At 69.0% G+C, this 21,727-nt stretch carries 19 protein-coding genes and 2 pseudogenes; 9 read left to right on the top strand and 12 right to left on the bottom strand.

Features of this window, described 5'->3' with window-relative positions; translation table 11 throughout:
• Positions 1-43: 43 nt before the first annotated feature.
• A complete protein-coding gene (locus NK1_RS27145) occupies positions 44-391 on the bottom strand; it encodes a winged helix-turn-helix transcriptional regulator (protein ID WP_063013195.1) in 348 nt (115 codons plus the stop codon).
• A gap of 148 nt (positions 392-539) precedes the next feature.
• On the opposite strand from NK1_RS27145, the gene NK1_RS27140 reads away from it, so the two are divergent.
• On the top strand, positions 540-1,391 hold the full coding sequence (locus NK1_RS27140; RefSeq protein ID WP_063013193.1) for an NAD(P)-dependent oxidoreductase: 852 nt from the start codon (positions 540-542) through the stop codon (positions 1,389-1,391).
• Positions 1,392-1,399: 8 nt separating this feature from the next.
• On the opposite strand, the gene aroQ is transcribed toward NK1_RS27140, so the two are convergent.
• Positions 1,400-1,828, bottom strand: a complete 429-nt coding sequence (gene aroQ / locus NK1_RS27135) for a type II 3-dehydroquinate dehydratase (protein WP_063013191.1) — start codon at positions 1,826-1,828, stop codon at positions 1,400-1,402.
• A gap of 19 nt (positions 1,829-1,847) precedes the next feature.
• A complete protein-coding gene (abmR, locus tag NK1_RS27130) occupies positions 1,848-2,432 on the bottom strand; it encodes an ATP-binding transcription factor AbmR (RefSeq protein ID WP_063013189.1) in 585 nt (194 codons plus the stop codon).
• 270 nt (positions 2,433-2,702) lie between these two features.
• Between abmR and NK1_RS27125 the strand changes: the two genes are divergently transcribed.
• On the top strand, positions 2,703-4,385 hold the full coding sequence (locus NK1_RS27125) for an NTF2-like N-terminal transpeptidase domain-containing protein (protein WP_063013290.1): 1,683 nt from the start codon (positions 2,703-2,705) through the stop codon (positions 4,383-4,385).
• 24 nt (positions 4,386-4,409) lie between these two features.
• On the opposite strand, the gene NK1_RS27120 is transcribed toward NK1_RS27125, so the two are convergent.
• The 3 genes from NK1_RS27120 to NK1_RS27110 are packed head-to-tail and all read right to left on the bottom strand — an operon-like array spanning position 4,410 to position 6,445.
• The gene (locus tag NK1_RS27120) at positions 4,410-4,820 is read right to left on the bottom strand and encodes a DUF3054 domain-containing protein (RefSeq protein ID WP_063013187.1); all 411 of its coding nucleotides are present in this window, start codon (positions 4,818-4,820) and stop codon (positions 4,410-4,412) included.
• 48 nt (positions 4,821-4,868) lie between these two features.
• On the bottom strand, positions 4,869-6,005 hold the full coding sequence (locus NK1_RS27115) for a lysylphosphatidylglycerol synthase transmembrane domain-containing protein (RefSeq protein ID WP_063013185.1): 1,137 nt from the start codon (positions 6,003-6,005) through the stop codon (positions 4,869-4,871).
• 56 nt (positions 6,006-6,061) lie between these two features.
• A complete protein-coding gene (locus NK1_RS27110; protein WP_036506914.1) occupies positions 6,062-6,445 on the bottom strand; it encodes a winged helix-turn-helix transcriptional regulator in 384 nt (127 codons plus the stop codon).
• A 133-nt stretch (positions 6,446-6,578) separates the two neighbouring features.
• Between NK1_RS27110 and NK1_RS27105 the strand changes: the two genes are divergently transcribed.
• Positions 6,579-7,463: an NAD(P)-dependent oxidoreductase gene (locus NK1_RS27105; RefSeq protein WP_063013183.1), complete on the top strand. Its 885-nt coding sequence runs from the start codon at positions 6,579-6,581 to the stop codon at positions 7,461-7,463.
• 10 nt (positions 7,464-7,473) lie between these two features.
• Here NK1_RS27105 and NK1_RS27100 read toward each other — a convergent pair whose 3' ends face one another.
• Positions 7,474-8,949: an adenylate/guanylate cyclase domain-containing protein gene (locus NK1_RS27100; RefSeq protein WP_063013287.1), complete on the bottom strand. Its 1,476-nt coding sequence runs from the start codon at positions 8,947-8,949 to the stop codon at positions 7,474-7,476.
• 244 nt (positions 8,950-9,193) lie between these two features.
• Here NK1_RS27100 and NK1_RS27095 point away from each other — a divergent pair, with 244 nt between their 5' ends.
• The 4 genes and pseudogenes from NK1_RS27095 to NK1_RS27080 all read left to right on the top strand — a co-directional run bounded on the left by NK1_RS27095 (position 9,194) and on the right by NK1_RS27080 (position 12,030).
• Entirely contained in the window at positions 9,194-10,363 is a 1,170-nt protein-coding gene (locus NK1_RS27095) for an AI-2E family transporter (RefSeq protein ID WP_063013285.1), read from the top strand.
• Positions 10,360-10,713: pseudogene (locus NK1_RS27090) on the top strand (ATP-binding protein); the annotation flags it as partial. The gene NK1_RS27095 and the pseudogene NK1_RS27090, both read left to right, overlap by 4 nt.
• Before the next feature lie 38 nt (positions 10,714-10,751).
• Positions 10,752-11,324, top strand: coding sequence for a response regulator (locus NK1_RS27085; RefSeq protein WP_157104466.1), 573 nt, complete (start codon positions 10,752-10,754; stop codon positions 11,322-11,324).
• Positions 11,325-11,385: 61 nt separating this feature from the next.
• Entirely contained in the window at positions 11,386-12,030 is a 645-nt protein-coding gene (locus NK1_RS27080) for a DUF1707 SHOCT-like domain-containing protein (RefSeq protein WP_157104465.1), read from the top strand.
• Positions 12,031-12,033: 3 nt separating this feature from the next.
• Here the strand turns inward: NK1_RS27080 and NK1_RS27075 are convergent, their stop codons facing one another.
• The 5 genes from NK1_RS27075 to NK1_RS27055 form a co-directional block, all read right to left on the bottom strand.
• Complete coding sequence (locus NK1_RS27075) at positions 12,034-12,423, bottom strand: VOC family protein (RefSeq protein WP_063013179.1); 390 nt, start codon at positions 12,421-12,423, stop codon at positions 12,034-12,036.
• Positions 12,424-12,489: 66 nt separating this feature from the next.
• A complete protein-coding gene (locus tag NK1_RS27070; protein WP_157104459.1) occupies positions 12,490-16,503 on the bottom strand; it encodes an MMPL family transporter in 4,014 nt (1,337 codons plus the stop codon).
• On the bottom strand, positions 16,503-17,258 hold the full coding sequence (locus NK1_RS27065; protein WP_157104458.1) for an NYN domain-containing protein: 756 nt from the start codon (positions 17,256-17,258) through the stop codon (positions 16,503-16,505). Before NK1_RS27065 ends, NK1_RS27070 begins: the two co-directional genes overlap by 1 nt.
• Before the next feature lie 2 nt (positions 17,259-17,260).
• A complete protein-coding gene (gene trmB, locus NK1_RS27060; RefSeq protein ID WP_374726647.1) occupies positions 17,261-18,073 on the bottom strand; it encodes a tRNA (guanosine(46)-N7)-methyltransferase TrmB in 813 nt (270 codons plus the stop codon).
• An 83-nt stretch (positions 18,074-18,156) separates the two neighbouring features.
• Positions 18,157-19,512 carry a lipase family protein gene (locus NK1_RS27055; protein ID WP_063013177.1) on the bottom strand — a complete coding sequence of 452 codons (1,356 nt, stop codon included), beginning with the start codon at positions 19,510-19,512 and terminating at the stop codon, positions 18,157-18,159.
• A gap of 400 nt (positions 19,513-19,912) precedes the next feature.
• On the opposite strand from NK1_RS27055, the gene NK1_RS27050 reads away from it, so the two are divergent.
• Together NK1_RS27050 and NK1_RS27045 are read left to right on the top strand one after the other, a co-directional pair.
• Positions 19,913-21,055, top strand: coding sequence for a tRNA modification GTPase (locus tag NK1_RS27050; protein WP_245660853.1), 1,143 nt, complete (start codon positions 19,913-19,915; stop codon positions 21,053-21,055).
• Positions 21,042-21,727: pseudogene (locus NK1_RS27045) on the top strand (hypothetical protein); the annotation flags it as partial. The gene NK1_RS27050 and the pseudogene NK1_RS27045, both read left to right, overlap by 14 nt.

The raw sequence follows: 21,727 nt of genomic DNA, 5'->3' as shown, positions 1-21,727 counted from the left end.
GGGTTACAGCCCAGGGCACGCCCCCGCAACGGCTGACCCGCCCTCACGCCGAGACGGGGTCGAACAGTCCGTCGCGGCGCCGTTCACCCCACTGTTCGAGCGGGCGCAGGGCCGCGGCCAGTTCGACGCCCGCGGGAGTGAGCGAATATTCCACTCGGGGCGGGATTTCGGGAAACACCTCGCGGCGGACCACACCGTGGGATTCCAGATGGCGGAGATTCTCGGTGAGCACCTTCTCGCTCACCCCGGGCAGCAGGGCGCGGATGCGTCCGAAGCGCTGCGGGCCCTCGCCCAGTACCCACATCAGGTGGAGTTTCCACTTGCCGCCGACCACGTCGATGACCACCGACATCCCGCATACCGAGTGTTCTGTGTCACATTCGTCCGCCATCTCGCCCTCCTGAGCTTTTTCCGAACCCCGAGGTAAGCAACCGCACGTCGACGTGCGTTATTGCCCCGCACCCGGATCCCGGTGACGATCGAATCCGGCGCCGATCGGAAGAACTTCGAAACAGCTTCGAAACAGCAAGGAGTACACCATGTCCGAACGTTCCTCCGTCACGGTGATCGGGCTGGGCCCGATGGGCCGGGCGATCGTGCGCGCACTACTGGCCGCCGGCACCGAGGTGACGGTCTGGAATCGCAGCGCCGACAAGGCCGAGGCGATGGCGGAACTGGGCGCTCGCCGCGCCGAGTCGGTGGCCGACGCACTGGATCGCAACGAGGTGATCGTGCTGAGCCTGACCCACTACGCCGCCATGTACGACGTCCTCGGCCGGGCTCCGGAACGGTTGCGGGACAGGGTGATCGTGAACCTGTCCTCCGACTCCCCGGAGCGCACCCGCGCGGGCGCCGAATGGGTGCGCTCGCACGGGGCGCGGTTCCTGTCCGGCGGGTTCATGTCGGCCGGCGACAACATCACCCATCCGGCGTCCTACATCTTCTACAGCGGTCCGCGCGAGGTCTTCGACGCACATGCCGACCTGCTGCGCCCGCTCAGCGCACCCGAGTACCTCGGCGCCGACGACGGGCTGGCGCAGCTGTTCTACCAGGCCCTGCTCACGCTGTTCCATCCCTGGCTGATCGGCTACAACCAGGCGTTGGCCGTGATCGAGCGCGCCGGCCACGACGTCGACCGCTTCCTGCCGTTCGCGCAGCGTTCCGCCGAGGCGTTCCCCTTCTTCATGGCCGAATACGCCGCCGCCGCGAAGTCCGGCGGCTGGGGTGACGAGGCCGCCGCCCGCATGATGGTGGCGGGCGCGACCCACGTCGTCGAGACCAGCGAGGAGGTGGGGGTGGACGCCACGCTCTCGCATGCCGTGCGCGAGCTGTGGGAGAAGGTGGCCGGCGCCGGAGTGCCGATGTACCGGCTATTGCGCGACGGGTTCTGAGCGAACGCTCAACGGGTGCAGAGGAATTCGATCGCCGCCGCGTATCCCCGGATCCCCATTCCGGCGATCACCGCGGTGGCGATCGGCGAGATGTAGGAGTGGTGCCGGAATTCCTCGCGCGCGTGCACATTCGAGATGTGCACCTCCACGATCGGCACCTCGGGAATCACCAGGGCGTCGCGCAGGGCCACCGAGGTGTGGGTCAGGCCGCCGGGATTGATCACGATCCCGGCTTCCACCCCGCGGGCCGCATGAATCCGATCGATCAGCGCGCCTTCGGAATTGGACTGATAGGCGGTGATCTCGCGATCGAAGCGCGCGGCGGTCTTCCGGCACAGCTCGACCACGTCGTCGAGGGTGTCCGAGCCGTAGACCTCGGGCTGGCGGGTGCCGAGCATATTCAGATTCGGGCCGTTGAGCACGAGAATCGGTGCCATGACCGGTACCCTAGCCCGGTCACAGGCCGCGCGGCCCCTCGGCTCGCAGGTCGTCCACCTTGCGCATCGCCGTCCGCAGTTCCGCCAACCACTCCTCGGCGTGCTTACCGGCCAATTTCACCGTCCACGCGAGAGCGTCGGCGCGGGAGCGTGCGACCCCGGCGTCGACGAGCGTGTCGAGCACCTTGCGTTCGGGCTGGCGCAGCCGCGTCATCACCGGAACCGAGAGATGGGTGAACAGGGTGCGTTCCCCGTTGACCGATACGCCCCACGCCACATTGCGGCCGTAGCGTGCCTGGGCCTCCTGGGCGATCTGCATGCGGGCCGGTCGCGTCGATTCGCGGAAGCGCGCGATCAGCCCGTCCACCGTCGCGGCCGACGGTTCGGAGCCGGCTGCGTCGTCGTCGCCGGATTCGGGGGCCGGCAGCGCCAGTTCGCCGATCACCACGATCTCGTCGCGGTCGATCTCGATGGTCGCCGGACCGCTGAACCACTCGCTCGGCAACCTTCCGGCGAACCAGTCCGGAGCGTCGGCGGCGTCGGGAAGATCCGCCTGTTGCCAGCCGCCCGGCCGGCCGAATCCCCGTCCGTGTCCGTGTCTCATGATCTTTCCTCACTGCGGGAGTTTCGTTGTAACTGTGATTACAAGATTACGCCGCAAGGTGCCCCGTCGGGTTTCGCTGTCGGAGGAAAAGGGAATGGTCCGAACACGTCCGCGGATTTCGCCGACCGGCTGCAACGGATGTCGGAGATCGGGCACTATTGTGGTCGCTGAGCATGGAAGATGCGGTCGGTGCCTAGGTGGGACCGCGGGCAACTCCTTCGGGTACCGTTGGTCTTGTTGCTGGAGTGACAAGAGTGAAGAGTGGGCGACATGGATGTGTGGGGATCCCGCCGCTTTCGCGTTCGGGGCGCAGTGGCATTGGCCGCAATTGCTGCCGTAGCGATCGTGATGGGGTCGTGCGATTTTCACAGCACGCCGAGCGGACCTGAAGGGGTCGTCGAGCATTTCACCCAGCTAATGGATGATCGCGATGCCGCCGGCGCCGCCGCACTGACCTCGTACCCCTCCGGTGCCGAGAGCACCCTGAAGTCCATGTTCGACGGACTCCAGCCCGGTAAGCCCGATTACAAGCTGGTTCAGTTCATCAGCCTCGACGGCGATTCGGCGATGTTCAACCTCAAAGCCGCCTGGAATTTCGGCCCGGGTAAGGACTGGAGTTACGACCTGCAGGGCAATATCCGCAAGCTGGCTATCGGCTGGCGGATTTCCTGGGACCCCACCGTCGTCATGCCGCAGCTGGACTCCAAGCGCTCGGTGAAACTGGTCCGCACCGAGGCGACGCCGCCGCCCAAGGTCAACGACAACGACGGCCAGCCGTTGCTGACCCAGCAGACCATCAACGTCATCAAGGTGGACCCCACCAAGACGGGTGATCTCGTCGGTACCACCAACGCCCTGGCCGATGCCATCGCGCCGGTCGCGCCGCTGATCACCGGTGCCTCGCTGATGCAGCAGCTGGCCGGCTCACAGGGTAAGCCCATCACCGCCGTGAGCCTGCGCGAGGACGATTTCGCGATTCTCGAGCCCCGGATGGCCTCGATTCCCGGCGTGGTGATGGAGAAGCAGCCGAGGCTGATCGTCGCCGACCGGCGGGTGTGGTCGCCGATGACCGAGGCGCTGCAGAAGGTGTGGCAGGAGAACCGGGATCAGCACGCCGGCTGGGGTGTGCAGCTGTTCGAACCCGACGGCAAGATGGTCACCCAGCTCGCCGGATATCAGGGACCGCCCGGACCGGACATCGCCTCCACGATGGACCAGAAGCTGCAGCGCGCGGCCGAGGACGCCGTGGTGAGTGTGGGTACCGCCGCATCGATCGTGGCGATCCAGCCCTCCACCGGAGCGGTCGTCGCGGCCGCCCAGAACAACTACGCCAGTGCTCAGGGCGCGCCCGCCTTCACCGCGACCTATCCGGTCGGTGGCGCGATGGACCTGTTCAAGGCGGTCGCCTCGATCCAGAAGAAGAAGGCGCCGCAGGACGTTTCGGTGCAGGATGCGGCCGAGGCGGCGGCCATGCTGGGCGTCGGTATCGGATTCAAGGTTCCCGGACTGGACGAGACCACGGGCCGGCTGCCGATCGGTGGTCGCGGCGTCGAGCAGGTCAAACAGGGCGCCAACGATCCGATTCTGGCGAGCCCGTTCGGAATGGCGATCGCCGCCGCCACGATCGCGCACGGATCGGTGGCGCCGCCGATGATCGAGATCGGCCGGCCCGGCACCACCGAGGCCAAGCTGGAACCGCTGCCGGGTGATGTGGTCGACAAACTGCGCGGCATGCTGCGCGACGCGACCGCCAGTCCGCAGGAGGTGACGGTCGCTCGCTACGCCGGGGTCACGGCCTTCACGGCGAACGCCGGTTCGGACGGGTGGCTGATCGCCAATGCCGGTGACCTGGCCTTCGCGATTCACATCGACGATGTCGACAGCGGCGACGCCACCTCCCGGATGGCGGCGCGCATGCTGCAGTCGCTGGCCACGCCGGACGACAAGAAGTAGCCGTCGAGAAGCGGTCCGCGCGGGTCAGTTCACGGATGCGCCGGTGACGCGAATGCGCCGGGCGGCGAGGGCCCACCCCGCGCGCCAGCCCAGCAGGAAGACCGCGAGGACCGTCGCCGCGACGATGACGAAACTGACCGCGGTGCCCTGACCGCTGAGCACGCGCAGCACCATGCCGCCGATCAGCGTCGACAACCACACCGCCACGCCGGTCGGCCACACCGCCGATCCGTCGAAACGCGCGAGTGCGGCGGACAGTCGCCCGCGGCCGGCAATCGTCAGGGCAATCACCCAGCCGATCAGCAGGCCGGTGCCGAACGGCCAGACCGTGCGCAGCAGACCCGCCGCCACCGCCTCGTCGTGGCTGCGGCGGCCGATCGCGCAGAACACGATCACCAGCACGACATCGATCAGCAGCGGCAGCCATTTCCTCACGGTCGCCAGGGTAGTGACAGCGGTGCGGCAGCCGGAGTCCGGGACCGCTCAGGCCTGCGGCTCGCCGTCGGGTCGCTTGTCGCCGCCGTCGGCGCGGCGGGGTTCGGCGAGCAGGGCCGAGCGCTGCTCGAACTCCTCCTCGAACTGCGCATCACCGAGCTGCGGATTGCGGAAGCGGAAGGCGAAGACGATCCAGCCGATGATCGCGACGAGAATGAAACTCACCATGCGGTAAACGAAGGCGGCGGCCACCGCCTGTGCGGCCGGCAGTCCCGCGGCGGCGGTGAGGCTGTAGATCAGGGTGGCGTCGACGTAGACGATGCCACCGGGTGCGAACGGAATCGTGCCGACCGCCTTGCCGACGCTGAACGCTATGAGCAGGCCCGCCCAGCGAGGATCGGCGCCGACGGCGTAGCAGGCCGCACCGAGGCAGGCCACATCGCCGAGCCGATGCACGACCGCCCAGAACGCGACCCACGCGACGTCGCGCCGGTTCAGGTCCACCGATTCCAGCTGGCGCAGCACATCGTCGACGTGCGCCAGGCCGGAATCGGCCGGATGGCGCCGGATCCGGTTGACCAGCCGCACCCCGCGGCGCACCAGCGCCCGCAGCGCACCGGGATTACCGGAGACGTATTTGCCCGCCCACACCAGCAGCGCCACCGTGCCCAGCATGAGGGCCAGCTTCCCCGGGCCGATGCGATTGCCGACCAGCAGCGCGCCGCCGACACCGAGCAGCAGCATTCCGCTGGTCGCGACCACACCCGACATCAGCAGCTGCCAGGACGCGACGATCGCGCTCGCACCCCAGCGGCGGGTCTGGCGGTAGGTGAAGGCGGTGGAGAACACCTGGCCGGCCGGCAGCGACACCGACATCGCGGTGGCTCCGTAGACGACCGAGACCGAGGCGCGTTGTGAGACGTCGACCCCGCCGGCGCGCAGCAGGCGCTTCTGGATGCGGCCGAATCCGCTCATCGACAACGCCTGCATCCAGATGCACAGCGCGACCCAGCCCCAGTGGATCTCCGTGAGGTTGCGCCAGGAATCGTGCAGACGCGGCCACAGGTATACGCCCTCGGCGATCAGCAACGCCGACAGGGCAACGCCGAGGCCCCATTTCAACCAGCGGAACCTGCGCCGCGCGGGCCGCGCCGGTTCGCCGCCGGGTTCAGCGTGGGCCGTCACGACGCCCAGCCTAGTGTGGTCGGGCCCGAAGGCGGCAGCGGACGCGTGGTCCCGGGTCAACCGGCCGTGACGGCGCGGGACGGGGTGTCCGGCGGCTGTACGCGCGCGGCGCCGATGCGGTCGATCCGCGCACGGCCCCACGCGCCGAGCGGTTCGAGTGCGGTGTTCAGCGATCGGCCCAGGTCGGTGAGGCGGTACTCGACCCGCGGCGGCACCTCGGGGTGGGCCTGCCGGTCGATCAGACCGTCCTCCTCGAGTTCGCGCAGCTGCTGGATCAGCATCTTCTCCGAAACTCCCGGCAGGCCGCGCCGCAGTTCACCGAAGCGCCGGACGCCGTAGTTCTCGAGTTCCCAGAGGATCAGCCCTTTCCATTTACCGCTGACGACATCCATCGCGGCGTCGATCCCGCAGAAGTACGGACCGAATCTTTTCGCGCCCATCCACCCTCGCTACCTGTTCACCTACCTGTTGGTGGGTACCGCACCGAATAGTAGGTACTTGTCCCGACAACTCGCGGTGACCAGGGTGGATGACGGCGCGCCCAGCATCCACCCGAGCAAGAGGAGTATCTCGATGACCGCGAACGAACACACCGCCGTTGCCGTGCTGGGCCTCGGCCCGATGGGCCGGGCCGTGGCCGCCGTCCTGACCCGGAGCGGCAATCCCACCACCGTCTGGAATCGCACACCCGGCAAGGACACCGAACTCGTCGCGCTCGGTGCCGTGAGCAGTGCCGATGCCGCCGCCGCGATCGATGCCGCCGAGGTCGTGCTGACCGTGCTCAGCGACCATCCCTCGGTGCACCAGGTCCTCGACCCGGTGGTGGATCGGTTGCGCGGCAAGGCGCTGATCAACCTCACCAGCACCGCTCCGGACGATTCACGCGAGCTCGGCCGGTGGGCGGCGGCCCACGGCATCGACTTCCTGGACGGCGGCATCATGGCGGTGCCGCCGATGATCGGCGGACCCGGCGCGTCGATCCTCTACAGCGGGTCCGCCGCGGTCTTCGAACGACTCCGGTCCGACCTCGAAAAGCTCGCCACCGCAGAGTATTTCGGCGACGATGCCGGTACCGCCGCACTACTCGATTTCGCCCTGCTGGCCGGGATGTACGCCATGTTCACCGGCTTCTTCCACGGCACCGCCATGGTCCGCTCGGCCGGAGTCACCGCTACGGAGTTCGCGCCGCGCGCGGCCGCATACGTCACCGCGATGGCGGGCTTGATTCCGGCCTATGCCGCGGTGATCGAGAGCGGCGACTACACCGACGAGGCGCAACCGGCGCGATTCCACAAACCCGCCTTCGACGCGATCGTGCGCGCGAGCCGCGATGCCGGGGTGGCGCTCGATATCGTCGCGCCGATCAAGAACCTGATCGATCGGATGATCGCCGACGGCCGGGCGGAGTCGGGACTGGAGCGGATCGTGGAGGAACTGGCGGGTTCCGGGAAGGGGTAGCCGGAGCCGGTCAGCCCAGGGCCTTCGGCCACGCGAGCCTGGTCTTGCGGCGGCGACCGCGCAACTGCACCTCGTCGCCGGAGATCCACTGCTTCTGTTCGTCGTCGTCGGCGAAGTACAGGGCGCTGCCCGAGGCCAGGACGCGGCCCGGATGTTCCTTCGCCAATTCGGTGAGCCGGGAGGCCTCGTTCACCGGATCGCCGATCACCGTGTACTCGAAGCGATTCGCGGCGCCGATATTGCCGGCGACGGCGAGGCCGGCCGAGACCCCGATGCCGATATCCAGGCCCTGCACCTCACGCAGCGCCTCGCGCAGATCGCGGGCCGCGGCCAGCGCGGCGGTCGGCGCGTCCGGACGGTCCAGGGGCGCACCGAAGATCGCCAGCGCCGCGTCGCCGACGAACTTGTTGATCAGGCCGTTGTGCCGGTCGACCACGTCGACCACCACCCGGAAGAATTCGTTGAGCAGGCTGACCACCTCGGTGGGCGGATGCTCGGCGGCGGTGGCGGTGGAGCCGACCATATCGACGAACAGCACCGCCACGAACCGGGTTTCACCACCCAGTTCGGTGCCGTACTCCAGCGCTCGGCGGGCCACTTCCTCGCCGACGTGCTGGCCGAACAGTTCCTGCAGTTCGCGGCGCTGCGCGGCCTCTTCCATCATGCGGTTGAAACCGACCTGCAGCAGGCCGATCTCACTGCCGTCGAAGACCTCGACCTGCACATCGCGCGCACCGGCCTGAACCCGGTTGATCGCCCGGGAGAGCTGACGCACCGGATCGGAGATGCTCGCCCCGGTGAGCATCGACAGCGCCAGCGCCTGCATGATCACCACGCCACACAGCAGCAGAATCGAGATGGCCAGCGACTGCGCCGAGAAATGCACCTGCGAGGTGATCTGGGTGACGCACAGCAGCACGATCGCGATGGTCGGCGCGAACGTACCCATACCCCACGTCATCGCCATGCGGGTGCCGACACCGGGGGTGAGGGTGTGATCGAAGGTGCCGGTGGTCAGCGCGTGCGCGGCGACCGGCCGCAGAATCCGCTCACCCAGCATGTAGGTGAAGCCGAACACGATCGTGGCGGCCATACATTCGGTGACGATCACCGCACCCGCGAGCTCGGGCGTTTCCACGATGATCCGCGCGGCCAGCACCGCACCGCCCACCAGCCACAACAGCAGGTGCAGGATGGACTGCCGCAGCGGCGCGTGCAGGGCCGCCATCTGTTCCTGGCGACTGGGCGGCCCGCCGCGCATCTGCCAGCGCATCACCGGGCGCAGCATCAACGCCGAGGCGGTGACGCTCAGGAATCCGCCGATCGCGAAGACCAGCGCCGGAAGCAGCAGACCGGCGCGCCGCAATCCGTTCGGTGTGCCTTCGGGCGCGGGCAGCCCGTACTGGATGAACGCGTAGACCAGGACCGCACCGAAGGCATTGGCCGCCAGCATGGATGCGAGGTACAGCGGCCAGCGCGTTCGCATGGTCTGTTTGACCGCTTCCAGAGGCGCTGACACGTTGACCAATCTAGCGGGGCGCGGCGTAGGTCACCGGATTCGGGCGGAGCGGACACGTGCCGGTTGCGTCGCCGGCCGATAGGCTCGCGGCGTGAGTGGGGACAGCAAGACCTCCGGGAATCCGGCCGAGCCTGCCCCGGCGGGCGTCGCATCGGCGGCTACGGGCCGTACCGCATCCGGTCGCGGGCGCGAACGCACCGCCGCCGACTCGGTGCATCCACTGGTGCGCCAGGGCGCCGAATGGTGCTGGCGACTGTTGATCATCCTGGTGGCGGTGCTGGCGGTCGCCTATCTGGCGCACAAGCTGACCACGGTCGTCATTCCGGTCGCGATCGCCCTGCTCGCGGCGGCGCTGCTCTCGCCGCTGGTGGATCTGCTGCAACGCCTCGGAATGCCGCGCGGGATCGGCGTATTCGTGGCGCTGGTCGGATCGCTGGGCTTGCTGGCGGGGATCTTCACCTTCGTCATCGAGCAGTTCATCACCGGTGTGCCGCAGCTGACCGATGAATTCAAGACCAGCATCCATACCGTGCAGGACTGGCTGATCAACGGGCCGCTGCATCTGAGCAACGATCAGATCCGCAACGGCGGCAATACGATCATCAAAACGCTGGAGGCCAATCAGGATTCGCTGACCAGCGGCGCGCTGACCACCGCCGCCGCGATCGGCGAATTCCTCACCGGCGCCTTCCTGACGCTGTTCATCCTGATCTTCTTCCTCTACGGCGGCGATCAGATCTGGAATTTCGTGACCCGGATCGTGCCCACCCCGCAACGCGAACGGGTGCGCACGGCTGGGCGGCTCGGCTTCGGCACGCTGATCGGATTCGTGCGCGCCACCGTCGTGGTGGCGGCCGTCGACGCCATCGGCATCGGCGCCGGGCTGGCGATTCTGAGTGTGCCGCTGGCTCTTCCGCTGGCATCGCTGGTGTTCATCGGCGCCTTCGTCCCGATCGTCGGCTCCCTGCTCGCGGGTTTCATCGCGGTGTTCTTGGCCTTGATGACGAAAGGTTTCGTCACCGCGCTGATCGTGCTCGGCATCACGGTGGCGGTGATGCAGCTGGAAGGCCATGTGCTGCAACCGTTGTTGCTGGGCCGGGCGGTGCGCATCCATCCGCTGGCGGTGGTGCTGGCGATCACGGCAGGCGTGGTGCTGGCCGGTATCGCGGGCGGTCTGCTGGCGGTGCCGTTCGTCGCGGTGATGAATACCGCGATCCGCTCGCTGCTGGTCGGCAGCCCGGAAGAGCTGTATCAGGACCTCAATACCGGCGAACCGGGGGAGCCGATGTTCCACGCCGATCCCGACCGGCCCGATCCGGATCGGTATCGACCGGCCGAATCGCGGTCCGATGCGGGCGGCGGTGATGCGGACGAAGGCTGAGTCCGCGGGCGCCGCGCCGCCCGCCGACTCGACCGCGCGGATGGACCGCTCGCGAGATCACCGCCGCCGTCGGTGCCGCACTGTCGAATACCGCGCTGCACGCCGGAGCCGAGGCGAAAGCCTTTGTGCTGCTGGAGGATATGGGGGACGCGGTGGTGGTCAGCGTGCGTGACGACGGGCCGGGGATCGCGGACGGCCGCCTGCCTGCCGCGGTCGCCGAAGGACGGATGGGCGTCTCGCATTCCATCGTCGGGCGGATCGAAGTGCTGGGCGGCACCGCGGAACTGCTCGACACCACCGACGGCACCGAATGGGAATTCCGGATTCCACGCGACGGGGAGCAGCGATGAGCGCAGCGGAAGACGCGGCAGCACACGATGTTTCGGTGATGGTGGTCGACGACCACCCGATGTGGCGCGACGGCGTGTCCCGCGATCTCACCGAGGCCGGTTTCCGGGTGGTGGCGACGGCCGACGGTGTGGGCACGGCGGCGCGGCGGTCCGCCGCGGTCCGTCCGGACGTCGTGCTGATGGATATGCAACTGCCCGACGGCAGCGGCGCCCAGGCCACCGCCGAGGTGCTGCGTGTCTCACCGCACAGCCGGGTGCTGGTGCTCTCGGCCTCGGACGAACGTGGCGACGTGCTGGAGGCCATCAAGGCCGGGGCCACCGGCTATCTGGTCAAGAGCGCCTCGGCGGCCGAACTGATCGACGCGGTGCGGGCGACGGCCGCCGGCCAGGCCGTGTTCACACCCGGACTGGCCGGTGTGGTGCTCGGCGAATTCCGTCGCATCGCCGGGGCGGGAGCCGGCACGAGCGTCGAGAGCCCGGTGCTCACCGACCGCGAGACGGAGGTGTTGCGGCTGGTGGGGTCGAACTCACCCGATACGCCATCGAACAGGGCCTCGAATAGGGGCCGGATCAGGGATTGCCCTGATGTGCTCGGGCCGCGGCGTCGGTAGCCTCGTGGACATGGGTGGTGAGACCGTTTCCGCCCCGGGGTCCGCGGGAACCGGGGGCGCCGTGGGTGACCGTGACCTGCGAGTATCGGATACCGAACGCGAACATGTCGGAACCCTGCTGCAGCGCGCGGTCGGGCTGGGCATGCTGTCGCTGGGCGAGTTCAGCGAGCGCATGGATACCGCGCTGGCCGCCAGGACGCGCGGCGAACTCAATGCCGTCCTGATCGACCTGCCCGGGATTCGCCTTGCGGGACAACCGAATCCCGCCCAGCCGACCGCCTCGGCCGGTCCGGCTCCGACATGGCGGTGGGGTGCCCCCAGTGGACGCACCGACGCGGAAACCGCTATTCGGCCGCGGCTGTCCGGCGTCACCCGCAAGGGGCCGTGGCAGGTGCCGCCGTCGCTGTACGTCAACAGCTACCTCTCCGGCGTCACCCTGGATTTCACCCAGGCCGTGATGTCGACCCAGGTGGTGGAGATCCGGGTCGACGATTTCTGCAGCTCGCTGACCATGATCCTGCCAGGTGAGGCGACCGTCGACCTCAACGGCGTGGAGCTGATCGGCTCCAGCGCCAACAACAAGGTGCGGACCGGCCCGCCGATCGGACCCCTGCACATCATCGTGCACGGGCGCAGCCGGTTCAGTTCGATCACCGCGAAACATCCGTTCGGCGTGCAGTGGAAGAAGCTGATGTCGGGATTCTGATCGCTACTCGACGACCTCGCCGAGTCCGATCATGTTGCCCTCGCTGTCGCGAAACCACGCACCCCGTTCCGCACGTCCCTTACTCGGGTAGTTCCCCTCGATCTCCATGATCCCGCCGACCGTGCCCGGATACTCCTCGAACACGACGCCGCGCTCCCGCAGGGCGGCTACGGTGGCCTCGATATCGTCGACGTAGAACGCCAACTGGGTGAAGGAACCGTCGGCCGCTCCGGCCGATGCGAACAGGCAGAACACTCCTGCCGCCCCCTCGTAGCGCAGTCCACCCGGCCGTTCCTCCACAGGGTGCAGCCCGAGTTTTTCGGCGTACCAACGCCGTGCTCGTTCCAGATCCTGTGTGGGTACCCGTGCCTCGATCCGCGCGGTGTTCAGCATGAGGGCATGGTAGAGCCGTGAGCCCGGGCGCGGGCCGGTACGGGAACTCCGGCCCGCGCGAGGGGATCAGTCCCGGTTCTGGCGGCGCAGCAGTTCGTTGACGCTCACCGTGCGGCCGCTGGTGCGGTGCTTACCCTCGTCGTCGGGATCGGCCGGTTCCGGCTCGGGGCGGCGGCGGGAGGAGCGGAGGTCCGCCATCCACTGTTCGATGTTGTTGCGGTTGTCCCCACCTGGCCCGGCGGGGTGGTCGGCCGGATTTCCGGAGGCATCGGATTCGGCTGCGGGCGTGGGGCTCTCAGCCTCCGGCGCCGTCGACGCCGCGGGTTCCCCGGGGTCGGACGTGGTCTGCCGCGGACCGTGCGACATCGCCGAGCCGAGGTCTCCTCGGGGGCCCGGAGCGGGAGCGTTGGGGCCGCCGGCCGGTGGCAGGTTTCCCTGATTCGCGGGTTCGTGCAGCTCCTGGGTCGCCTCCGCGTCCTTCGGCTCCCGGGACATACCGGGGGGCACACTGCCGGGCCCGGATTCCGTTGTCCGCGTAGATGAATGGCGCATGCCATCGGGCGGGATCCGGCGCGGCGGCTGCACGGCGGGAGGGCGTCCTTCGGGGGCGACACGCTGCGTCCGGTCGGGGCCCTGCTGGGGGCGTCCGGCGTCCGGTGTCTGCCCGGGGCCCTGGGCAGGCGGCTGTCCCGGGTGGTACGGCGGGGCGTCCGGACGATAGAGCTGGGCGCGGACCGACGGATGCGGCGGAACCTTCGACGGTTTCGGCGGCAGGACCCGCGGCGTGGTGCCGACCGGTGCCGTCGGCGGCACCGAATCGGTGGCATCGGGGGCGGTGTCCGGGGCGGGCACGGTCCGAGGCGGCATACCGGGGCGCACGACCTGCGGCGGCCGCACCACGCCACGGTTCGGCGCGGTATCCGAACCGGGCAGCGACACCGAGGGCGGTGCCGAAGGTGCTTGCGGCACGTGGGATTCGGGAGTGCCGTCACGATCCGCCGCGGGACGCCTCGGCATCGAGGCCGGTTCGGACGTTCCCGGGCCACGGCCTGCCTCGTCCCCGGCGGAGGGACCGGCGCCGATGACACCGGATTCGTTGATGACACCGGAACCACCGAGGACACCGGAACCGCCGGAGGCGCGCGGCGGCTGCGGGCGGGCCGGCGGGGGCAGCACGCGCGAGGAGCGGATGCCCGGCGTTTGCGGCGAGGTTGACGAGCGACCACCCTCCGGACCCGTCGGCGGGTGTGCCGCAGCGGCGTCGCCGGAGCCCGAGGCGGCAGGCGGTGCCTGATTCGCGGTGCCATCGGAGGCGTCGTCGGCGTGGTCGTCGGGCGAGGCATTGCCCGAATCGGCCGACGGCGCATCTGCGCCGGAGTCCGACCGGCGGAAGCCGAAACGCTTGCGCTTCGCGGACTTCTCGGCCTTCCCCGGCTTCTCGGTCCTCCCAGGCTTCTCGGCCTTGCCCGGCTGCTCCGATGCGGACGAGTCGGACTTCTGGGCCCCGGCGTCCGAGGACGCAACGGATTCCGCTGCCCGCTGTTTCGCCGGCTCGCCGGTCCGCGCCGTGGGCCCCCCACTCCGCGACGCCGACGGCTCGGAGCCCTCGGCCCGGGTCGGTTCGGAACTCCCGGCGCGAGGCCGGTCGATGCCCTTGGCTCGTGACTGTGTGGGGCTCTCGGCCCGCGGCGACGCGGCGCTCTTGGCACGAGTCGCCCGCGTGGAGGTGCCGGCCGCGGTGAGATCGATGCGATCCAGCTGCTCGGTCGGCGCCTCCGGATCGACACGCAGGAATTTCAACCGCCGCGGCTTGCGCGGACCCTTCGGCGTCCCGTCGGGCAGTTGCGGCAGCTGCATGGTCACCGGATCGGTCACCGGTGTGGTCTTGACCAGGTCGACGACCTCGCCGGTGCCGGGACGCTCGTCGTCGAGGATGGGTTCGCCCAGGCCGATGCGCTGCTGGATGCGCTTCATCCAGGCCGGGGCCCACCAGCAGTCGTCGCCCAGCAGTTTCATGGTCGCGGGAACGAGCAGCATGCGCAGGACGGTGGCGTCGATGAACAGCGCGGCCATCATGCCGTAGGCGATGTACTGCATCATCACCAGATCGGAGAAGGCGAACGCACCGACGACCACGAGCAGGATCAGTGCCGCCGCGGTGATGATGCGACCGGTCTGCGCGGTTCCGCTGCGCACCGACTCGGTGGTGCTCGCGCCCTGGGCGCGCGTTTCCACCATGCGGGAGAGCAGGAAGACCTCGTAGTCGGTGGACAGGCCGTAGATCACCGCCATGATCAGCACCAGCACCGGCGACATGATCGGTTGCGGGGTGAAATTGAGCAGTCCGGCGCCGTGGCCGTCGACGAAGATCCAGGTCAGGATGCCGAGCGTGGACCCGAGTCCCAGGGCGCTCATCAACGCCGCCTTGATCGGCAGCACCAGCGATCCGAAGGTCAAGAACATCAGCAGCGTCGTCACGAAGACGACCAGCACGATCATCAGCGGCATGCGATCCAGCAGTGAATCGATACTGTCCTGCATCAGCACCGGCTGTCCGCCGACCATCAGATCCACATCGTCGGGGACGTGGATCGAGCGCAGGTAGGCGATCGTGTCCTCGACGTCGGCGTCCGGCGCCATGGTCGCCTCGGACACCCAGACATCGGAGCCGTTCGGCGGGATGCCCGGGGTGCCGAACGGATCGGTGAGCCCGGGGGCGCCGCTGGCCTCGTCGAGGATGGCCTTGATCTCGCTGGTGTTCTGGGTGGTGATGACCAGCTGGATCGGGTCGGTCTGGCGCAGCGGGAAGATCTCGTCGAACTTCTCCTGCGCCATGCGGGTCGGATTGTCCGGCGGCAGATAGGTTTCGCTGATGCCGCCGAACTTCAGGTTCTTCACCGGAATGATCAGCAGCAGCAGGATGATGCACAGCGGCACCGCCACCTTCAGCGGATGCTTCATCACCCACTGCGTGGTGCGGCCCCAGAAACCGTTCTCCACCTCTTCGGCGGTCTTGGTCTTGCGGAACCGCTTGAATCCCAGCGCGTCCACGCGCGGTCCGAGAATGGACAGCAGCGCGGGCAGGATGGTGAGCGAGGCCAGCGCGGCCAACAGCACGGTCGCGATGGTCCCGTAGGCCACCGATTTCAGGAAGCCCTGCGGGAACAGCAGCATGCCGGCGCTGGCGGCGATGATCATGGTCGCCGAGAAGGTGACCGTGCGTCCGGCGGTCATCACCGATCGGCGCACGGCCTGGCGGGTGGTGTATCCCTCGGCCAGTTCCTCGCGGAACCGGCTGACTATGAAGAGTCCGTAGTCGATCGCCAGACCCAGGCCGATCATCGACACCACGGCCCCGACGAACGAGTTCACCTCGGTGACGTGGGTGATCGCCATGACGATGCCGTTGGCGCCGAGGACGGTGAGCCCGCCGATGATCAGCGGCAGAGCCGCGGCGACGATACCGCCGAAGATGAAGAACAGCAGGACCGCGACGGCCGGGATGGCCAGCATCTCCATGCGCTTCTGGTCCGAGGCGATGGTGTCGTTCAGCGTGCCGGCGACCGGCTGCATGCCCGCGAGCTGGACATCGACGCCCGGGATATAGAAGGCGTCCTTGACCGCGCGATAGTTGTTCATCGTGGTCGTGTCGTCGTCGCCCTTGATGGCGACCGACGCGAACGCGTACTTCTTGTCCTTGCTACCGGTGGCCGAGGCGCTCCAATCGCCGGTCTCGGTCTTCCAGTACGCGACGTTGACCTTGCTGATCTGGTCCGGATGTTCCCGGGGCAGACTGTTGAGATTGTCGGTGATCTTGCGCCCGAACTCCGGGTCGTCGATGGTCTTACCGTCGGGCGCGGTGTAGAGCGCGATCACATCGGACATGTGATCGCGGCCGTAGACCTCGTCCTTGAGCACCGCGGCCTGCGAAGACTCCGCTCCGGGGTCGAACCAGCCGCTGGAGCTCAGGTGGTTTTCCAGACCGAATCCGTACGCCCCCAGGGCGAGAAGTGCGGCCACCGCTACACCCAGCACGGTGTAGCGGAACTTGTGGACCAGCTCGCCCCAGCGGGTGAACACTAAGCGACTCCTTGAGCGGGGCGGGAGGTGAGCAGTGCGGACAGCGGCCGGAAGGGCTGCAGCCAGGCTCCCTCGTCGGGCAGCGAGTCGAGGCTGACCCGGGGCAGCGGTTCACGGAACACGCCCGGGATGTCCTCGAGGTCGACGAAATCGAGGATATCGGACGTGACAGCCCAACTCGCGTGCTCGCGAAATCCGAGCACCTGGACCGGAACCCCGGTCGCCGCGACCTCCTCGAGCGGTTCGCGGAAGGCCTGACCGTCCGCGGAGGCCACCATGATCCCCGCGAGACCGGCTCCGCTACGGCGTAACTGGATATGTGCCAGCATGTCGCTGTCGACGTCGGAATCCTCATCGATCTTCGGTTTCGCGAAGACGGCGTAGCCGACGTTGCGCAGCGCCTCGACCCACGGACGCACCACATCGGCGGTCCCGGGGGCGATATTGGTGAAGACCGTGGCCTCGGGTTCGATGCGCTGCGTGCTGCCGGCCGAGAGCTCGGCGGTGCGGGCCAGCAGCCAGCGGCCGAGTGCGTCGAAGCGCGGCCGGTAGGCCGCGGTGGGACGGCCGCCGAGGATGGCGCCCAGGCCCATATCCAGATTCGGCGCGTCCCACACCAGCAGCACCCGTCGCACCCCGGTGGGTTCGGCGACCGGCGTCGCGGGGGTCGCCGCACCGGCGACGACGTCCGATTCGTCGCCGCGCACTGTTCCGGCAACCTCGTCGGCCGGCTGGGCCATCTCCCTGAGACTCATATCTAGATCTTCCCCCAAATGAACTCGGTGATGGCGCTTCCGGCTCGATGCGCCTTGCTCTCGAACTTCGTCACCGGGCGTTCGAGACCGATCACCGTATCGGTTCCGGGGTGTTCCGCATCGCCGCCGGTGGCCTCGTTCAGGCCTACGAGCTGCGGTTCTCCCGCGCCCACCTCGGCGATGTGTTCGGCGTAGCCGGCATGGTCGGTGGCTACGTGCAGAATTCCGCCGCGCTGCAGGCGGCTGGCGATCAGGGTCATCGTCGCGGGCTGCAGCAGCCGGCGCTTGTGGTGGCGCGCCTTCGGCCAGGGGTCCGGGAAGAAGACTCGCACACCCGCTAGCGAATCCTTGGCAATCATGTGCTCGAGGACGTCGACGGCATCGCCGCGCAGCAGCCGGATGTTCTCGATGCCCTCCCGCTCGATCCGCTGCACCAGCTGGGCCAGGCCGGGTTTGTACACCTCGATGCCGATCAGGTCGAACTGCGGCTCGGCCTGGGCCATCGCCGCGGTCGCGGTCCCCGTGCCACAGCCGATCTCGATGATCAGGGGCGCGGTCCGGCCGAACCAGGCGGCGGCGTCGAGCGGTTCGTCGCTCACCTCGCGCCCGATGCGCGGCCACATCCGCTCCCAGGATTGCTGCTGGGTCGCGGTCAGCGCGCCACGACGCGAGCGGAAGCTCGTTACCCGTGGGTAGAGGCGGGAGGACTCACGGCCGGGGCCAGGGCCTTCATGGTTACGCAAGCTGCCGCCTCCGGCCCCGTCGCTACCAGCGGTGTCGTTCGCGGCGTCGTTCACGGCTCCATTGTCCAGTATTCGATGATCAGGGCCGCAATCGACCGCGTCGAGGAGGGAAATCCCGGGTCAGGCTGGGTTGCCGAGGGGTGCGGAGCCGGGCGTCAGGCGGCGAGCGGCTGCTCGTCGGGTAGTTGCGGTTCGCTCTGCTTGCCCAGCGGCAGGCCCAGCAGCATCCGGCCCGCGGTACCGGCCAGCTCGACCAGACCGCGCCAGCGCGACGGGGACGCCACGACCGACCAGACGGTCCGCGTCTCGGTGTCGGCGTCGGTGACCGGGAGGCCGGCGATGCGGTCGGCCAGCCAGGCCAGACTCAGGGGCGTGGCCAGCGGTAAGAGCGTGAAGTGGTCGCTCAGCCGGTCGCGCAGGTAGCCGACGGCGGCGCCGCCCGCGCGATAGCGCTCGACCTGCGCATCGATACACGACACGTCGATGATGCGATCGTGCAGCGGCTGGATCACCAGGATCGGACAGTGCGGGGTGTGCTGTCCGAGGCGCATATCGTCGAACATGTCGCACATCGCGGGGGTGCTCAGTACCTCCTCCAGTGGCCGGTCGAGGTATTTGCTCACGTCCTGGCCGGCCAGCCGGGCCAGCGCCACGATCGGCGGCAGCTGGGCGGCGCGCTCGAGCAGTCGTTCCCCGGCGGTGCTGATGCGGCCGTCGAGAACCTCGCCCAGCGCCGGATACACCTGGCGCAGCGCCGAGATCACGATCGCCGGGAAGCCGGCGTAGCGGCCGCCGTTCAGCCGGATGAACACCTCACCCGGGTCACCGACCGGCGCGCCGAGCACCGCACCGGCGATGGTCAGCTCGGGCGCATAGGTGGGAGCCATCTCGACCAGCCATGATCCGGCCATCCCGCCGCCGGAGTAGCCCCACACCACGACCGGCGTGTCGATACCGAGCCCCAGCGGGCGGAAGTGCATGGCGGCGCGAATGCCGTCGAGGGAGCGGTAGCCGGGTTCGCGGGGCGCGCCGAAACGGCCGTCCGGTCCCTCGTGATCGGCGATGCTCACCGCCCAGCCGCGCCGCAGCGCGTTGGCGACGAGCAGCAGTTCGAGCTGGGTGATCGAGCCCGGGACGACGGCCCCGCGGCGCAGGGCATAGGAGGGGGCGCATCGCTCGCTGACGGCGTCGATCGCCGATTCGAAGGCCAGCAGCGGGCGGCGTTCGCCGGGTTCGGCATCGGCGGGCAACAACACGGTGGTCACCGCGACCTCCGCACGACCGTGCAGGTCGTTGCTGCGGTACAGCAGTTGCCATGCGGTCACGCGCTGCGGAATCAGGCCCAGGAGCGCGATCTGCACGGGACGGCTGCGCAGGACGGTTCCGGGTGCGTGCGTGGCAATGCCGGCGGGTGCGCGATAGAAGGGGTCCTGCGACGGCGGCAGCGGCCGATCGTTCTTCGTCGCGACGGTGGTGCCGTCGTCACCGATGACGTCCACCTTGACGCTCATCGCAACCTCCTTCGGATCCACGGGACCGGCGCACAGGCGCACGGTCGCCCGGGGTCCACACCGCCGAGGCCGCGCACCGGCGGTGCCGCCGGCGGATTCAGCGTAGGTGATCGAATCCGTGACCCGTTAGTCCGACACTGTCGAATTATGCTGTGACACAAGAACAACCACCGTTTTGCCGGAAACATTCCCAATTCCGCCGTCAGTACCGCTCAGCGGTGGTGTTCGTCGTGTCGCGCGCCATCGTCGCCGGTCACGGGCTCGGACAAGCCGTTTCGTGTGATCGATGACACATCTCCGTGTGGCACAACGGCGATCGAACGTGCCGGTGAATCCGCGGTCGATGCCGACAACCGGCGCGTCTTCTGACAGAATTTGCCGCCGGAAGGGGGTATCACCCGTGTCGAGAGCCACAGCAACCAGCGCTTCGCCGGGCTTCGTGAACGACCACGGCGGGCCCACACCGGAACTCGAGCAACTCATCGCCACGGTGCGGATCGGCGCCGGGTCCGCACCGGGAATCGCCGACCAGCTGGCGAGTGCGGCCGTGGCCTTCCGGCGGCCGCTGCGGATTCAGGTCACCGGCCGGGCCGGTGCCGGAAAATCGACGCTGTTGCGGGCGCTGGCCCTGATGTCGGCCGAGGAGACCGCGCCGGTGGATCAGCCGGGCGTGCCGGATCCGGTGCTCGACGCCGATCTCGTCGTCTATGTGCTCGCGGGTTCGCTGCAGGCCGCCGATCGCCGCGTTCTCGAATCCTTGCGGCCCGACACCACGATGGTCGTACTCAACAAGGCCGATGCCGTGGGCTCGCGCTGGGGCGATGCGGTGGTGGCCGCCGATCAGGCGGCGCACGGGCTGGGTGTGCCGGTGGCCCCGATGGTCGCCGAACTCGCGGTCCGCACCCGTGCGGGCACACCGAGCGACGACGATCTGCGCACGCTGCGCCGCCATGCGGCCGGTGGTGGCGCCGAGCTCACGCTCTCCCCGGAACTGTTCGTCGACCGCTCGGCCGGCCCAGATGTGGCCGAACGCCGGGCGCTGCTGGAGCGCTGGGGCCTGCACGGGGTGAGCTGCGCGCTGGTCGCGCTGCGCTACGAACCGGAGCTGGGACCGCAGCAGTTGCTGCAGTTGCTGCATGCCGTGAGCGGGATCGATCCGGTGCACGCGCGCCTGCATCAGCGCTACGAGCAGATCGCGGCCCTGCGCGGCGGCGATCTGCTCGACGATCTGGCTCGCATCGCAGCCCGCGCGATCCCGCAGGGTGACGGCGGGCGGGCCCGCGATCTGATCGAGGATTATCTGGCCGGTGACGAGGCGTTGTGGACCGCGCAGCAGGCCGGTCTGGCCCGCCCGGAGGTCCGCCATCTCGCGGCCGGATATCCGTCCGCGACGCCGGCGGACGCCGACGACGCGCTGGTCCGCGCCCAGCGCTGGCGCGCGGTGGCCGCCAGCGATATGCCGGCCGCCGCCCGCCGCGCCGCGATCAGGTTGCACAACGGATATATGCGGATGTGGGAGCGGATGAGCAGTGCCGGACTGTGAGGTACCCGGTGCGCCGGTCGAGCTGAACGGCCGGCGGGCGGGCGTTATCGCCGGCGTGGATCCCGAGGTGCTGGCCGTCGTCGAGCGGTGGAATCCGCAGGGCGGCGCGCTGCTGCGCACGGTTCCGGCCGAATCGGGCCCCGCGCCGCGCGGATCTACCGCGGCGGGTTCGGAACCTGGTGTGGCACAGTCGGTTCCGGTGACCGTCATCGGGCCGGACGACGCCAACACCACGCTGCTGCGCACCGAGCTGTCCCGCTTCGAACCGCGCGTGGCACTCACCGATCCGGTCACCGACCCGGCAACCCTGCTCGCCGCCACCGATTTCGGCCCCGGCAGCGGTCCGGCGGTGGCGCTGGTGCTGGTGGATCCGGGCGCCGCGGTCGGCGCCGCACTGCTCGACCCGGTGGCACGCTTGCAGGCGGCGGGAACACGAATCCTGTTCGCCATGAACGGAGTTCACGCTCATCCCGACTGGCGCTCGGTACTGGATCGCGATACCGCCATGCTCGCCCGGGCACTCGGCGCCGAGCCCGAGATCCTCCCGGTCTCGGCGCGGCTGGCCGTCGCGGGCCGCGGCAACGGCGACGCCGCGCTGCTGGACCGCTCCGGCCTGGCCGCGCTGCACGCCCAGCTCAGTGCCGCGGTCGGGGTCCGGGGCGGCCCCGATCA

This window comes from Nocardia kruczakiae NBRC 101016, assembly GCF_001612965.1.
GTDB lineage: Bacteria > Actinomycetota > Actinomycetes > Mycobacteriales > Mycobacteriaceae > Nocardia > Nocardia kruczakiae.
Note: the sequence above shows the minus strand (reverse complement) of the source record. Positions and strands in the feature narration are given on the sequence as shown.

Excerpts from the sequence above, each read along its gene's own strand:
- NK1_RS27145 (WP_063013195.1), bottom strand. The coding sequence starts at position 391 with ATGGCGGACGAATGTGACACAGAACACTCGGTATGCGGGATGTCGGTG.
- NK1_RS27140 (WP_063013193.1), top strand. The coding sequence starts at position 540 with ATGTCCGAACGTTCCTCCGTCACGGTGATCGGGCTGGGCCCGATGGGC.
- aroQ (WP_063013191.1), bottom strand. The coding sequence starts at position 1,828 with ATGGCACCGATTCTCGTGCTCAACGGCCCGAATCTGAATATGCTCGGC.
- abmR (WP_063013189.1), bottom strand. The coding sequence starts at position 2,432 with ATGAGACACGGACACGGACGGGGATTCGGCCGGCCGGGCGGCTGGCAA.
- NK1_RS27125 (WP_063013290.1), top strand. The coding sequence starts at position 2,703 with ATGGATGTGTGGGGATCCCGCCGCTTTCGCGTTCGGGGCGCAGTGGCA.
- NK1_RS27110 (WP_036506914.1), bottom strand. The coding sequence starts at position 6,445 with ATGGGCGCGAAAAGATTCGGTCCGTACTTCTGCGGGATCGACGCCGCG.
- NK1_RS27105 (WP_063013183.1), top strand. The coding sequence starts at position 6,579 with ATGACCGCGAACGAACACACCGCCGTTGCCGTGCTGGGCCTCGGCCCG.
- NK1_RS27100 (WP_063013287.1), bottom strand. The coding sequence starts at position 8,949 with ATGCGAACGCGCTGGCCGCTGTACCTCGCATCCATGCTGGCGGCCAAT.
- NK1_RS27085 (WP_157104466.1), top strand. The coding sequence starts at position 10,752 with ATGGTGGTCGACGACCACCCGATGTGGCGCGACGGCGTGTCCCGCGAT.
- NK1_RS27075 (WP_063013179.1), bottom strand. The coding sequence starts at position 12,423 with ATGCTGAACACCGCGCGGATCGAGGCACGGGTACCCACACAGGATCTG.
- NK1_RS27065 (WP_157104458.1), bottom strand. The coding sequence starts at position 17,258 with ATGAGTCTCAGGGAGATGGCCCAGCCGGCCGACGAGGTTGCCGGAACA.
- NK1_RS27055 (WP_063013177.1), bottom strand. The coding sequence starts at position 19,512 with ATGAGCGTCAAGGTGGACGTCATCGGTGACGACGGCACCACCGTCGCG.